At 71.8% G+C, this 14183-nt stretch carries 13 protein-coding genes and 1 tRNA gene; 6 read left to right on the top strand and 8 right to left on the bottom strand.

Annotation, left to right across the window (positions count from 1 at the left end):
* Nucleotides 1-54 precede the first annotated feature (54 nt).
* The 5 genes from ACFYU9_RS00070 (at nt 55) to ACFYU9_RS00050 (ending at nt 6007) form a co-directional block, all read left to right on the top strand.
* Nucleotides 55-1320, top strand: coding sequence for a DUF1015 family protein (locus ACFYU9_RS00070; protein ID WP_389340793.1), 1266 nt, complete (start codon nt 55-57; stop codon nt 1318-1320).
* Complete coding sequence (gene cysC / locus ACFYU9_RS00065; protein ID WP_389209274.1) at nt 1313-1873, top strand: adenylyl-sulfate kinase; 561 nt, start codon at nt 1313-1315, stop codon at nt 1871-1873. Before ACFYU9_RS00070 ends, cysC begins: the two co-directional genes overlap by 8 nt.
* Nucleotides 1870-2808, top strand: coding sequence for a sulfate adenylyltransferase subunit CysD (gene cysD, locus ACFYU9_RS00060; protein ID WP_389209272.1), 939 nt, complete (start codon nt 1870-1872; stop codon nt 2806-2808). The genes cysC and cysD overlap by 4 nt, the downstream gene beginning before the upstream one ends.
* The gene (locus ACFYU9_RS00055) at nt 2809-4128 is read left to right on the top strand and encodes a sulfate adenylyltransferase subunit 1 (RefSeq protein ID WP_389340790.1); all 1320 of its coding nucleotides are present in this window, start codon (nt 2809-2811) and stop codon (nt 4126-4128) included.
* Between the two features lie 88 nt (nt 4129-4216).
* Nucleotides 4217-6007: an asparagine synthetase B family protein gene (locus ACFYU9_RS00050; protein ID WP_389340787.1), complete on the top strand. Its 1791-nt coding sequence runs from the start codon at nt 4217-4219 to the stop codon at nt 6005-6007.
* 84 nt (nt 6008-6091) lie between these two features.
* Here ACFYU9_RS00050 and ACFYU9_RS00045 read toward each other — a convergent pair.
* Nucleotides 6092-6165: transfer RNA gene (locus ACFYU9_RS00045), tRNA-Pro, on the bottom strand.
* 595 nt (nt 6166-6760) lie between these two features.
* Between ACFYU9_RS00045 and ACFYU9_RS00040 the strand changes: the two genes are divergently transcribed.
* Complete coding sequence (locus tag ACFYU9_RS00040; RefSeq protein WP_389209266.1) at nt 6761-7969, top strand: acyl-CoA dehydrogenase family protein; 1209 nt, start codon at nt 6761-6763, stop codon at nt 7967-7969.
* 102 nt (nt 7970-8071) lie between these two features.
* Here ACFYU9_RS00040 and ACFYU9_RS00035 read toward each other — a convergent pair whose 3' ends face one another.
* The 7 genes from ACFYU9_RS00035 to ACFYU9_RS00005 form a co-directional block, all read right to left on the bottom strand.
* Nucleotides 8072-8641 carry a GAF domain-containing protein gene (locus ACFYU9_RS00035; RefSeq protein WP_389209264.1) on the bottom strand — a complete coding sequence of 190 codons (570 nt, stop codon included), beginning with the start codon at nt 8639-8641 and terminating at the stop codon, nt 8072-8074.
* Entirely contained in the window at nt 8638-9282 is a 645-nt protein-coding gene (locus ACFYU9_RS00030; RefSeq protein ID WP_389209262.1) for an ATP/GTP-binding protein, read from the bottom strand. The genes ACFYU9_RS00035 and ACFYU9_RS00030 overlap by 4 nt, the downstream gene beginning before the upstream one ends.
* Nucleotides 9260-9631, bottom strand: coding sequence for a DUF742 domain-containing protein (locus ACFYU9_RS00025; protein ID WP_389210360.1), 372 nt, complete (start codon nt 9629-9631; stop codon nt 9260-9262). The genes ACFYU9_RS00030 and ACFYU9_RS00025 overlap by 23 nt, the downstream gene beginning before the upstream one ends.
* A 2-nt stretch (nt 9632-9633) precedes the next feature.
* Nucleotides 9634-10068, bottom strand: a complete 435-nt coding sequence (locus tag ACFYU9_RS00020) for a roadblock/LC7 domain-containing protein (protein ID WP_389209260.1) — start codon at nt 10066-10068, stop codon at nt 9634-9636.
* A gap of 7 nt (nt 10069-10075) precedes the next feature.
* Complete coding sequence (locus tag ACFYU9_RS00015; protein ID WP_389340784.1) at nt 10076-12037, bottom strand: ATP-binding protein; 1962 nt, start codon at nt 12035-12037, stop codon at nt 10076-10078.
* 438 nt (nt 12038-12475) lie between these two features.
* On the bottom strand, nt 12476-13648 hold the full coding sequence (locus tag ACFYU9_RS00010; RefSeq protein WP_389340781.1) for a prephenate dehydrogenase: 1173 nt from the start codon (nt 13646-13648) through the stop codon (nt 12476-12478).
* Between the two features lie 49 nt (nt 13649-13697).
* Nucleotides 13698-14183: 3-deoxy-7-phosphoheptulonate synthase (locus ACFYU9_RS00005; protein ID WP_389340778.1), on the bottom strand; the 486-nt coding region annotated here is incomplete at its 5' end.

Below are 14183 nucleotides of genomic sequence, written 5' to 3'. Positions count from 1 at the left end.
CTCAATGGGGCGAAATCCGGACGAAGAATGTCCATTTCCAGCGAGGAGGTGCGAATGGATCTGATACCTTTTCGAGCCACACGATTTGTACAGGACGTGGTCGGCGATCTGGCGAGTGTCACGGCACTTCCCGAGGAGCACCCGAAAGACGGGGGCCGGCCGGCCGGACCGGTCAGCCCGTACAACGTCAGACAGATCATCCAGCCCGACGCGGACACATCCGCGGAAGCGGCGCGGAATGCCGGTGCGCGGGTGACGCTGCGCCGCTGGCTCTCCGAGGGCGTGCTGGCCACCGACGCGGAGCCCGCGCTGTACGTGTACGACCAGACCGAGGCCGGCACGGTGATCCAGCGCGGGCTGATCGGCGCGCTCAAGGTGAGCGACGATCCCTCCTCGGGCGTCCTGCCGCACGAGGAGCATTTCGCCGCGTCCATTCCGGACCGCGCCGATTCCATGCGCACCGCGTCCGCCAACATGGAGCCGATCTTCTGCGTCTACCAGGGCGGCGGCGCGGCGAGCGAGCTCGTCGACGAGGTGGCGGACGGTCGCCGGCCGATGGTGCGGGTGACCACCGAGGACGGCCGGACGCACCGCCTCTGGCGCATCACCGAGGAGTCCGCGCACGCGGCCATCGCGGCGGACCTGCGCGACCGGGCGGCGCTGATCGCGGACGGCCACCACCGCTACGCGGCGTACCAGCGGCTGCGGGCCGAGCACGCCGAGGACGAGGCCTGGCATTACGGACTCGCCCTCCTGGTGGACTCGGCCGTCTATCCGCCGCGCCTGCGGGCCATTCACCGCGTCCTGCCCGGCCTGCCCTTCCCGGAAGCCGTCGAGCGGGCCAAGAGCGTGTGCCGGGTGCAGGAGACGCCCCGCGAATTCGAGTCCGCGCTTCGCGTCCTTGAAAGCACCACGGGCGACGGCATATCTTTTCTGATCAGTGACGGTGATCGCCATTTCCTGATGCAGGATGTCGACCGGCTCGCCATTGAACGGGCGATGTCCGGGGCGACGCCGCCCGAATGGCGAAACCTTGATTCCGCGATTCTGCACCACGTCTTCATCGAGCTGGTCTGGGACCATTCCGGTGAATCCGATATAGCGTATGTCCACGGCGCCCGCGAGGCCGTCGACCAGGCCCGCCGGAACAACGGCACCGCGGTCGTCCTGAGGCCCCCGGACTTCTCCGACGTGCGGGCCATCGCGATGGCCGGCGGGCGCGTTCCCTACAAGTCGACGTCATTCGATCCCAAGCCCCGGAGCGGGTTCGTGCTGCGCGTGCTCGGAGAACCACCGACCGAAGAGAGATCCGATGGATAAGAACGGCATCTGCACCTGCTGGCCCGGCGCGACCGTATGGCTGACGGGCCTGCCCAGCTCGGGAAAGACCACGATCGCCCACGCCATGGCCGAGCGCATGCGCACCGGGGGCCGCCGGGTGGAGGTGCTCGACGGCGACGAGATCCGCACCACCCTGTCCGCGGGTCTCGGCTTCAGCCGCGAGGACCGCAACACGCATGTGCAGCGCATCGGCCTGGTCGCCGAAGTCCTGGCCCGCAACGGGGTGTTGGTCCTCGTGCCGGTGATCGCCCCGTACGCCGACCAGCGCGAGGCCGTCCGCAAGCGCCACGAGGCGTCGGACACGCCGTATCTGGAGGTCCATGTGTCCGCACCCGTCGAGGTGTGCGCCGAACGAGACGTGAAGGGTCTGTACGCCAAGCGCGCGGCCGGCGAGCTGTCCGGCCTCACCGGCGTCGACGACCCGTACGAGGAGCCCAGTTCACCCGACCTGCGCATCGCGTCGCACCAGCAGACCGTGCAGGAGTCGCTGACCGCGCTGCACGCGCTGCTCACCGAGAGGGAGCTCGCATGACCACGACCACGTCCGCCCCGGCGCGGGAGGCCGACCGCCCCGCCACGCTCGGCCACCTGGACGCCCTCGAGTCCGAGGGCGTGCACATCATCCGCGAGGTGGCGGGCGAGTTCGAGAAGCCGGTGATCCTGTTCTCCGGCGGCAAGGACTCCATCACCATGCTGCACCTGGCGCTGAAGGCCTTCGCGCCGGCGCCGCCGCCCTTCGCCCTGATGCACGTCGACACCGGGCACAACTTCCCCGAGGTCATCGAGTACCGCGACCGGGTCGTGGCCGAGCACAAACTGCGGCTGTACGTGGCATCGGTGCAGGAGTACATCGACCGCGGTGTCCTCAAGGAGCGCCCCGACGGCACCCGCAACCCGCTGCAGACCGTCCCGCTGACCGAGGCCATCCGCGAGCACGGCTTCGACGCGGTCCTCGGCGGCGGCCGGCGCGACGAGGAGAAGGCCCGCGCCAAGGAGCGGGTGTTCAGCCTCCGCGACGAGTTCTCCCAGTGGGACCCGCGCCGCCAGCGGCCCGAGCTGTGGCAGCTGTACAACGGCCGGCACGCTCCCGGTGAGCACGTCCGGGTGTTCCCGCTGTCCAACTGGACCGAGCTGGACGTGTGGCAGTACATCGCCCGTGAGGGCATCGAGCTGCCGGAGATCTACTTCGCCCACAAGCGCGACGTGTTCCGGCGCTCCGGCATGTGGCTCACCGCGGGCGACTGGGGCGGCCCGCGCGAGGACGAGCCGGTCGTCACCCGCCAGGTCCGCTACCGGACCGTGGGCGACATGTCCTGCACCGGCGCCGTCGAGTCCGACGCGTCGACCGTCGAGCAGGTCATCACCGAGATCGCCGCCTCCCGCGTGACCGAGCGCGGTGCGAGCCGCGCCGACGACAAGCTGTCCGAGGCCGCCATGGAAGACCGCAAGCGTGAGGGGTATTTCTAAATGACCACGTCCACCGACCAGATGGAGCACTCCTCCGACTCCGGCCTCGGCCCGAGGACCACGACGCTGCTGCGTTTCGCGACCGCCGGTTCCGTCGACGACGGCAAGTCCACCCTCGTGGGCCGTCTCCTGCACGACTCCAAGTCGGTCCTCGCCGACCAGCTCGAAGCCGTCGAGCACGCCTCCCGCTCGCGCGGCCAGGACGCGCCCGACCTCGCGCTGCTCACCGACGGCCTGCGCGCCGAGCGCGAGCAGGGCATCACCATCGACGTGGCCTACCGCTACTTCGCCACCCCGCGCCGCCGCTTCATCCTCGCCGACACGCCGGGACACGTGCAGTACACGCGCAACATGGTCACCGGCGCCTCCACGGCCGAACTCGCCGTCGTCCTCGTCGACGCCCGCAACGGCGTCGTCGAGCAGACCCGCCGCCACGCCGCCGTCGCCGCGCTCCTGCGCGTCCCGCACGTCGTCCTCGCCGTCAACAAGATGGACCTGGTCGACTACCAGGAATCCGTCTTCGCCGCCATCGCCGAGGAGTTCACCACCTACGCCTCCGAGCTCGGCGTCCCGGAGATCACCGCGATCCCGATCTCCGCGCTCCTCGGCGACAACGTGGTCGACCCGTCCACGTCGATGGACTGGTACGCGGGCCCGACGGTCCTGGAGCACCTGGAGACCGTCGAGATCAGCCACGACGTCGCCGGCCACCACGCGCGCTTCCCCGTGCAGTACGTGATCCGGCCACAGACGTCCGAGCACCCCGACTACCGCGGCTACGCGGGCCAGATCGCCGCCGGCGTCCTGCGCGCCGGCCAGGAGGTGACCGTGCTGCCGTCCGGCAGGACGTCGACGATCACCGGGATCGACCTGCTCGGCACGCGGGTGGAGACGGCGTGGGCGCCGCAGTCGGTCACGCTGCTCCTCGCCGACGACATCGACATCTCGCGCGGAGAGCTGATCGTGCCGTCCGACGCCGTGCCCGGCAGCAGTCAGGACGTGGAGGCGACGGTCTGCCACGTGGCCGACACCCCGCTGACGGTCGGCCAGCGGGTGCTGCTCAAGCACACCACCCGCACGGTCAAGGCGATCGTCAAGGAGATCCCCTCCCGGCTCACCCTGGACGACCTCTCCCAGCACCCGAACCCGGGCCGGCTCGTCGCCAACGACATCGGCCGCGTCAAGGTACGCACCGCCGAACCGCTCGCGCTGGACTCGTACGCGGACTCCCGCCGCACCGGCTCGTTCCTGCTGATCGACCCCGCCGACGGCACCACACTCGCCGCCGGCATGGCCGGCGAGTCGTTCGTGAAGGCCTGACGCCCGGCGTCCGGCGCCTGACGTCCCACGGATCTCGATGTGCGCGCCCTCGGACGGGGCGGCGAGGAAATGAGCCGAAGGAGAGTGTGTGTCCAGGATCTTCGGGGCGTTCGGCGCGCCGAACACCGCGGTGGAACTGAACGCTGTCGCCGGGCGGCAACTGCACGGCGGCCGCGACGGCACCAGCGTGCTGCGCGGCGACACGTGGTCCCTCGGCTGCAACAGACTCGCCGTCCTCGATCCGTGCGGGGGCGCCCAGCCCTACCGATGTCCGAGGCTCCCGGGCATCGCGGTGGTCTTCGACGGCGAGATCTACAACCACCACCAGCTGCGCCGCAGGCTGCGGGCCCGGGGGCACGTCTTCACCGGCACCTGCGACGGTTCCGTCCTGCCGGCGCTGTACGCCGAGTACGGCACGCGGTTCGCCGAGCACCTGGAAGGCATGTTCACCATCGCGGTGATCGACCTGCGCCGCCGGCCGCTCCTGGTGCTCGCGGCCGACGACCACGGCATGAAGACGCTGTACTACCACACCGGTCCCGACGGATCGGTGCGCTTCGCCTCCGAGCTGCCCGGCCTGCTCGCCTTCGGCCAGGTCCCCGCGACGGAGCGGGCCGCCGCCCTGGACGAGTACCTGTCCGTGGGCACGTACGTCGACGACCGCACGGCCCTGGAAGGCATCAGGACCCTGCCGCCGGGCACGACGGCCCTCGCGACCGGACGCGACGGGCTGCGCGTCCAGCGCCGTACGGCACCGCTGCCGGCGTCCGACGGGCCGGCGGACCTCGGCGATCTGCTGTACGGCGAGATGGCCCGGCTCACCAGCGCCGACGTGCCGCTCTGCGGCGTGGTGACGGAGGGCGCGGACTCCCATCTCGTCAACGCCATCGCGACGCGCCAGCTCAGGGAGCTGGACGACAGTCCGCTGCGCGGCTTCCACGTGGTGTACCGCGGCCGCTGGCACTCCTCGGTCTGCGCGGCCGCCCGCCGCAGCGGCACCCTCCACCACGACGTCCTCCTCGACCCGGACGAGCTGGTGGAACTCCTGCCCCGTACCGTCTGGCACCTGGGCCAGCCGCACGCGGATCCCGCCGCGCCGGGCCGCTACGCCCTCTTCCGTGCCATCCGCGGCGCCGGCTACACGGTCGCGCTGACGGCCGCCGGGGCCGGCGAGCTGTTCGACGGGCACGAGCGCGTCCAGCGCGCGCTCACCACCCCGCCGGAGCTGCCGTGGATCGGTCCGTACCTGGACTCCCTGGCCTCCGTGCCGCGCACCGTCCGCGCCTCCCTCTACAGCGCCGACTACCGCGACTACCTGCGCTTCCGCGGCACCGCCGCCGACCGCCTCGCCGAGACCCTGCACGCCGGCCGGGCGGACCGCGCCGCCGCCCTGTCCGCCGTGGAGACCGGCTGGCGGCTGCCCGCGCACCAGCTCCGCCAGATCGACCACGTCAGCACCGCGTGGTCGGTCGAGGCCCGCTTCCCCTATCTCCAGCCCGCCGTCTCCGCCTTCGCCGGCAGCCTCCGCGCCCGCCCCGCGACCGGTGACACTCCCCTGTTCACGACGGCCCAGCGCTATCTTCCGGCCGGCACGCTCCGCCGCAGCGCCCGCAGCACCGACGTCACCGCCGACGAACTGCTGCGCCCCGGCTCCGCGCTGATGGACCTCGCCCAGGACATCCTGCGCGAGACCCATCTCGACGAGCGCTGGGACCGCACGGCCGTGTCGAACCTGATCTCCGCCCAGTCCCGGCACCCCGCCCCGGACACGGCCGCCGCCCTGTGGGCGGTCCTCGTCCACGAACTCTGGCGTCAGGAACTCCGCGTCCTGCGCCCGGCGACCGTGCACCTGTCCCTGCCCGAGCCGGTCGCGGCGTAACGCACCGGCGCCGGCGCCGCCGGACATGCGAAAGGCCGCTCTCCCATGGATGAGAGAGCGGCCTCCGACTGCGTTTCCGCACAGTCGGGACGACAGGATTTGAACCTGCGACCCCTTGACCCCCAGTCAAGTGCGCTACCAAGCTGCGCCACGTCCCGATGCCCGTCTGACCTGGGGTTTCCCCGGCTGGACGCGCATGAGAACAATACCGCACTTCCACGGGTGCTCACGAACCCGTTTACCGCCGGCCACGGCGGCGTACGCCCGCGTACACGCTCGGTGACCTCCCGCTCTCACTCTCCGTAACGCGCCCCCACGCCACCGCCGCGCTCCCACACGCCCCCACAAGGCCCTCTCCCGGCGTGCGCGCGGGCCGGGAATCCGTGCGGTTCCAGCGCACCGGGGGTCTGACACGCTTCCGGAATGTCACCCATTCGGGTGCTGAAGTGACGTATGAGATGACCAGAAAGCTCTGCGATCCATATGCCCGAGAATCTCTTGCCGTTGGCATGTGGCAGAAAGATGCCCCTGGGGAATGCCCTTCCCGCCGGACCGAGCAGGCCAAGACCACGCGAAACACAGTCAGAATGAAACGTCAACCAGGCCTGTTTCGGACAACCTTGGTGGCGATATTGATCCGTCTCGTAAAGATCAACACCATGAAGTGTCGGCCTGTTCGGGACGGGACCACTGCCGATGCACCACCTGCTCGGACCAAACGACGAGCAGGCTTTTCGCAGGGGAGGTACTCGAATGGACGCCTACTTCAGCAGCCGGCTGCATCATCAGCTCCGCGCGGAGGTCCGCGACTTCGCGGAGCGTGAGGTCCGGCCACGGATACCGGAGATGGAAGCCTCCCGCACCGTGCACCACGAGCTGTCCCGGCTGATCGCCGAGCAGGGCTGGCTGGGGGCGACGATCGGCCACGAGTACGGCGGCATGGGCGCCGGCCACCTGGCCAAGACGATCATCATCGAGGAGCTGTCCCGGGTCAGCGGCGCGATGGGCGCCATGGTCCAGGCGTCGCAGCTGGGCACCGCCAAGATCGTCCACTTCGGCAGCGACGAGCAGCGCAAGACGTGGCTTCCGGCCATCGCCGCCGGCGAGTGCCTGCCGACCATCGCGGTCACCGAGTACGAGTCCGGCGGGCACGTCCTCGGTATGGAGGCGAGCGCGGTCCGCGACGGCGACGACTACGTCCTCAACGGTCAGAAGGTCTACGTCGGCAACAGCCACGTGGGCGATCTGCACGGCGTCGTGGTCAGGACCGGCCCCGGTTCGAAGGGCCTGACCGCCTTCCTGGTCGAATCCGATCGCCCGGGGTTCAGGACCGGTCCGCAGCAGCCGGCGATGGGTCTGCACGGCTTCAGCTTCGGCGAGCTCATCTTCGAGAACTGCCGGGTGCCGGCCGCCAACCGGCTCGGCGACGAGGGCGACGGCCTCGCCGTCGCGTACTCCTCCAGCGTGCTCTACGGCCGCGCCAACCTCACGGCCGTCTCGCTCGGCATCCACCAGGCCATCCTGGAGGAGACGACCCGCTTCGCCACCGAGCGCATCCGCTACGGCGAGCCGCTCGCCGCGCTGCCCACCGTCAAGCTGAAGCTCGGTCAGATGCAGTCGCGGCTGATGACGGCCCGGCTCGCCGCGTACCACGCGGTGCATCTGCTCGACCAGGGCCTGTCCTGCGACACCGAGCTGATGAACGCCAAGCTGGTCAACGTCGAGTCCGCGATCGACTCCGGCCGCAACGCCATGGAGATCCACGCCGCCGCCGGCCTCTTCACCGACCGGGCCATCGAGCGCTACCTCCGCGACGCGCACCACATCTTCGCGCCCGCGGGCACCTCCGACATCCAGCTCCTGCGCCTCGCCGAGGTCGCCCTCGGCCAGGACAAGGGCAGCTGGTCCGAGCGGCTCTCCGAGGTGGTCCGCACGCCGGAACCGGAGCCCGTCCACGCCTGACGCCCCGGCAGGCACCGGCAGGCACCGGCAGAAACAACGCGCCCCGGAGTCCGGCGAAGACGCCGAACACCGGGGCACCCGTACGACACCCGCGTGAGGGCGTCAGATCAGGCCGTCCTCACGGCGGTTGATCTGCTCCACCAGCTCCGCGGCCATCGCCTTGATCGTCTCCAGGCCCGCCCGGCCCCACGGCCGCACGTCCGTGTCGACGACACAGATCGTGCCGAGCGCCACGCCCGTGCGGTCTATCAGTGGAGCGCCCATGTACGAGCGGATGCCGATCTCGTCCACGACCGGGTTGCCCGCGAAACGCGGGTAGTCGCAGACGTCCTCCAGGACGAGGGCCTTGCGGCGCACCACCACGTGCGGGCAATAGCCGTGGTCACGGGCCATGAAGCGGCCGACCCCGCCGCCGGCCGCGTTGGCGCCGAGGTCGGAGCCCGAGTGCGTACCGGCGGGGGTGTGCAGGCCGGCGAAGAACTGCCGGTTCTCGTCGATGAAGTTGACCATCGAGAACGGGGCTCCGGTCACCTCCGCCAGACGGTGGGCGAACTCGTCGAACGCCGGGTCCGGCTGCTCGCCGAGGCCCAGTTCGCGCAGCCGGCGCACCCGGGCGGGCGCGTCCCGGTCGATCGGGGTCAGCAGCATGTGACCGGTCGGGTCGTAGGTCATGGCGTTGCTCCGTAGCTCGGCACGGCGGCCGGGATGGTGGTGAGCAGATGCTGGACGAGGGTCAGCAGGGTGCGGATGCCGGAGCTGGAGATCCGGGCGTCGCAGAGCACGACCGGCACCTCGGGCCTCAGGTCGAGGGCCGACCGTACCTCGTCGGGTTCGTAGCGGAAGGCACCGTCGAACTCGTTGACCGCCACCACGAAGGTGATGCCCCGCCGCTCGAAGAAGTCGACGGCGGAGAAGCACTCCTGCAGGCGGCGGGTGTCGGCGAGGACGACCGCGCCGAGCGCGCCCTCGGAGAGCTCGTCCCACATGAACCAGAAGCGCTCCTGGCCCGGGGTGCCGAACAGGTACAGCACGTTGCGGTCGTCGAGGGTGATGCGGCCGAAGTCCATCGCGACCGTGGTCGTCGTCTTCGACTCCACGCCCTCCAGACTGTCGGTGGCCGCGCTGACCGAGGTCAGCAGCTCCTCGGTGCTCAGCGGTTCGATCTCGCTGACCGCGCCGACGAAGGTGGTCTTGCCCACCCCGAACCCGCCCGCGACCAGGATCTTGAGCGCGGTGGGGAAGGGGTCGGTCGCGAAGCCGTCGTGACCGTCGGGGCCACGGTCGTGGCGCTCAGAGCCGTTGTCGTAGGCCATCGAGCACTGCCTCCAGCAAGGAACGGTCGGTTGGGTTGGCGTGGAAGCGGGGTGCTCGGGCGGTGAGCGCCCCGCAGTCCACGAGGTCGGAGAGCAGGACCTTGGTGACGACGGCCGGCAGCCTTAAGTGCGCCGCGATCTCCGCCACCGAGGTGGGTCCGCCGCACAGCCCGAGAGCCAGGCTGTGCTCGGGACCCATGTGCGGCTGCGGTGCCGTTCCGGTGGCCATCACCATCGAGAGCAGGTCGAGCGCGGCGGTGGGCTTGGTCCGTCCTCCGCTGACGGTGTAGGGCCGGATGAGCCGGCCCGCCGCGTCGTCGAGCCAGGGTCCTTCCTGGTGGGACCCGATCGTCACTGTCCCGTGCCGCCCACCATGCCGGCGGCCTGCCTGGCCGGGGTGACCAGATACGGTCGCACGCTCTTGACGAGCATGGCCATCTCGTAGCCGAGGACGGCGGCGTCGGCCTCGCGGCCGGCGAGGACCGCGAGACAGGTGCCGGAGCCGGCGGTGGAGACGAACAGCAGCGTGGAGTCCAGCTCGACCACGACCTGGCGGACCTCGCCGCCGTCGCCGAAGCGCGCGCCGGCGCTGCGGCCGAGCGAGTAGAGGCCGGAGGCCAGTGCGGCCATGTGGTCGGCGGCGTCGGGGTCGAGCCCGTGGACGGACTTGACCAGGCCGTCGGAGGAGAGCAGTACGGCGTTGCGGGTGTAGGGGACCCTCTGGACCAGGCCGCTCAGCAGCCAGTCGAGATCCGCGGAATGGCCGTTCGGCGCATTGCTCGCCATGGTGCATCTACTCCTTGTGCGCGTCGCCGGGACGCAGCGGTTCGCGGGGGGCGGGGGGCTGGGATTCTGCGAGGCCGATACCGCGCTGGAAGGCGGCCATCAGGCCCGGGTCGTGCAGGGCGTGCTCCTCGGGCTTGCGCACCGCGGGCTCGTCGCGCAGCTGCGGGACGAGGTGTTCCTGGGCGCGTCGCTTGGGGAGGTCGGGCCTGCCGGGTGCTCCGGAGCGCGGGGCCGGGGGGACCTCGCCGGGGGCCGGAGCGGAATGAGCGGTGCCGGGCCGGACGGGCTCGGCGGGGAGGGGCTGGGCCGGGACGCCGGGCAAACCGGGTCCGGCCGGGGTGCCGCCGCCGTACGTGGAGTCGGCGTGGGCCGCGAACGGGGCGGTGAGCGGGGCCGCGGCCGGCTGGGGGGCCGGCCGGTGCGCGGGGGCGTGCGGCTGGTGGTGCGGGGTGTGCGGCTGGTTGTGCGGGGTGTGCGCGTGGGCGTGGACCGGCGCCTGTCCCGGTGCCGGTGCCTGTCCCGGCGCCTGTCCCGGTGCCTGCGCGGGTACGGAGGCGGGCGCGGGCAGGGGCGTCGGCGCGGCGGGCGCCTGCTGGGGGGCGGGGGCCGCGGCCGGGGCGGGGTCGAGCGGGGCGGCGGCCTGGTGCTGGGTCTGCACGCCCTGCATCTGGGCGTGCACCTGTGCCTGGTCCTGGGCCTGGCCCTCGCGGCGGGCGAGGCCCTCCGGGTCGGCGCCGAGCAGGCCCTGCGGCAGCACGAGCACGGCCTGCACGCCGCCGTAGATGTTCGACTGGAGACGGACGGCGATGCCGTGGCGGCGGGCGAGCGCGGAGACGACGAAGAGTCCGATGCGGCCGTCCTGGAGCAGGTGCGCCACGTTGACCTGGTCGGGGTCGGAGAGCAGCGCGTTCATCTTGTTCTGCTCGTCGAGGGGCATGCCGAGGCCGCGGTCCTCGACCTCGATGGCGAGGCCGGCCGTGACGTACTGGGCGCGCAGCAGCACCGTGGTGTGCGGCGCGGAGAACAGCGTCGCGTTCTCGACGAGTTCGGCGAGGAGGTGGATGACGTCGGCCACGGCATGGCCCCGGAGCGTACCGTCGATCGGCGGCACCAGCTTGACGCGGGGGTACTGCTCGACCTCGGCGATGGAGGAGCGCAGCACCTCGGTCATGGTGACCGGGTTCGACCACTGGCGGCGGGAGATGGCGCCGCCGAGGACGGCGAGGTTCTCCGCGTGCCGGCGGATGCGGGTGGCGAGGTGGTCGACGTGGAAGAGGCCCTTGAGCAGCTCGGGGTCCTCGACCTCGTTCTCCAGTTCGTCGAGGAGCTGGATCTCGCGGTGGACGAGGGACTGGAGGCGGCGGGCGAGGTTCACGAAGACCTCGACCTTCTGCTCGTTGCCGACGCTGCTGGAGAGCTGCGAGGCCTGCACCACGGAGGCCACGGCGGCCTCGTGAGAGCGCGTCAGTTCCTGTGCCAGCTTGTCGAACTCGTCGCCGGCGGCGCCGGAGGGCAGCACGGGGCGCGGGGCGAGGTTCTCACCCCTGCGCAACTGTTCGACGATCGTGCGCAGTTCGCTCTGGTCGCGGGCGGTGGTGCGGCGCAGCGTGCTGGCGCGGTCGAGCACCGCCTTGGCGGCCCGGTCGGCACCGAGGGCGGCGGCGGTCACCGAGGCGACGGTGAGCGCGGCGGCACCGGTCAGCGCGGCCCACAGGCCGGGCGTCATGTCGGCTCCGGTGGAGCGGATCGTGAACAGCACGGCGGCGGCGCCGCCGAGCGCCACCGCGACCGCCGGAAGGACGGAGGTACGCAGGAGTTGGGGTCGTATGCGTGCCTCGGCGGCGAGCGGCGCGGGCTGCGATGCGGGACCGGTGCCGGTGGGTCCGGCGGCGACGCGGGCGCCTGACCGGCCGTGCCGCCCGCCCTCGCGGCGGTCGGACCGCGCGGCGGGTGCGCGAAGTTGAGACATGAGTGTCCTTGGTACGTGCCCAGGATCGGCGTACTGGCGGGGGTGCACTACGGGGGAGGTGTCCTACGTGGGTGTGATGAGCCTACCGATGATCACCGAGCAGTCACTGTAGTCGTCAACCGTTCGGGTGCGGTGCGCAGTTGGCAAACTTACCCGTAGAGCGCGGGAGTCTGGTATCACCCACCCCGCGGCAGGCCGAGAATGATTGGCCGAAACTCGTTCCCCCTGGCGTGAATACGAGCCGGGCGGGTTCGGAGCGGAGTGCCCCGAACCCGCCCGAATGCCGCCTCGGCGCGGGCGAACGCCCGCTGAGCGGAATCCCGCCACCGGGGCGTGAACCGGCGCGCGCCCGCCGCCCGGCCGCACGCCGTCCGGCGCCCTTCACACCACCTTGTCCTCGACCGCCCCCGACCCCTCGCCCGTCCCTCTTCGCTTTCGTTACGTACGTGCCGGCTCGCCGCTGCGCTCCTCGGCGCGGCGCCGGCCGGCCGCGGGCGGCCGCGGATGCCGCTGCGGCGGAGCCGACATGTCCTCGGCCTGCCAGCCGCGCTCGCCCAGCAGGCGGTGCAGCTGCGGGGCGGCGAGGAACGGTACGGCGAACTCGACCGTCAGCCGGTCCTGCTCCGCCTCGACGCGGGTGACCACGTCGTCGACGCCGACGCCGTGCTCGGCGACGGTGTCCAGGAGCCGGCTCAGCTCCCCGGGCTTCTCGTCGATCGGCACCCTGAAGGGGCGGCGGCCGGCGGCCGGCCGGGACGGCGCGGGCCGGATGCCGCGCAGGCCCTCGGCCCCGCGTTCCAGCAGGTCGACCACGGGACGCACGTCCGGGTCCGCGGGCCCGTCGCCCTCCGCGAGCCCCTCCAGCGTGACCAGCAGCGCCGCCAGGTCCTTCTCGACCTCGCGCAGCACCCGCGCGACGGGCTCCGCGTTGGCGCGCAGGATGTCGGCCCAGAGGTGGACGTCTCCCCCGGCGATCCTCGTCGCGTCGCGCAGCCCCTGGCCGACGAGCCGGAGCGCGTCCTGCGGGGCGTACTCGAAGCGCGCGGCCATCAGACTCGCCACCACGTGCGGCGCGTGCGAGGTCAGCGCGACGGCCCGGTCGTGCGCCTCGCCGTCCATGACCAGCGGGACCGCACCGCACTGGGCGACCAGTTCGAGCACGTGGTTCAGCGTGGACTGCGCGATCTCCGGCGCCGGCGTGAGGACCCACGGGCGGCCCTCGAAGAGATCGGCCCGCGCGGCCAGCGGCCCGGACCGCTCCCGCCCGGCCATGGGGTGGCCGCCCACGTAGCGCGAGGGGTCACCGATGCTGCCGCTGACCTGCCGGGCCGGGAGCGCCTTCACGCTGGCCACGTCGGTGTAGCTCCGGGCCAGGCCCCGTGCGCACTGCTGCGCCAGGACGCCGGCCACCGCGCCGGGCGGAACGGCGATCACCGCCAGGTCGACCGGCCCGGCCGGGGCGTCGGTGACCCCGGCCCCGAGCGCCGCCGCGGTACGGGCCGACGAGGCGTCCCGGTCCAGCAGGTGGACGGTCGTGCCGTGACGGCTCATGGCGAGCCCGATGGACGTCCCGATCAGCCCGGTCCCCACGATCGCCATCGTGCGGATCACCGGCTCCCCCTCCCCGCCGCGGCGATGGCCGCGCGGACGGCCCGGACCGTCATGCGCGTCCTCCGCGTCGCTCGGGCGACCCGCCCGGGGCGGCCGGTCCCCGGTACATCTCGGCGACGAGGAAGGCCAGGTCGAGGGACTGGCTGCGGTTGAGCCGCGGGTCGCAGGCCGTCTCGTAGCGCTGGTGGAGGTCGTCGACGAAGATCTCGTCGCCGCCGCCCACGCACTCGGTGACGTCGTCACCGGTCAGCTCGACGTGGATGCCGCCCGGGTGCGTACCGAGCTCCTTGTGGACCTCGAAGAAGCCCTTGACCTCGTCCAGCACGTCGTCGAACCGGCGGGTCTTGTGCCCGGAGGCCGCCTCGAAGGTGTTGCCGTGCATCGGATCGGTCACCCACGCGACCGTCGCACCCGAGGCCGTGACCTTCTCCACCAGCTCGGGGAGCTTGTCGCGGACCTTGTCGGCGCCCATCCGGACGATGAACGTCAGCCGGCCCGGCTCGCGCTCCGGGTCCAGCCGGTCGATGTAGGTCAG

This window comes from Streptomyces sp. NPDC004327, from assembly GCF_042873935.1.
Classification (GTDB): domain Bacteria; phylum Actinomycetota; class Actinomycetes; order Streptomycetales; family Streptomycetaceae; genus Streptomyces.
The sequence above is the reverse complement of the archived record's forward strand: the minus strand, read 5'-3'. Positions and strand labels throughout refer to the sequence as shown.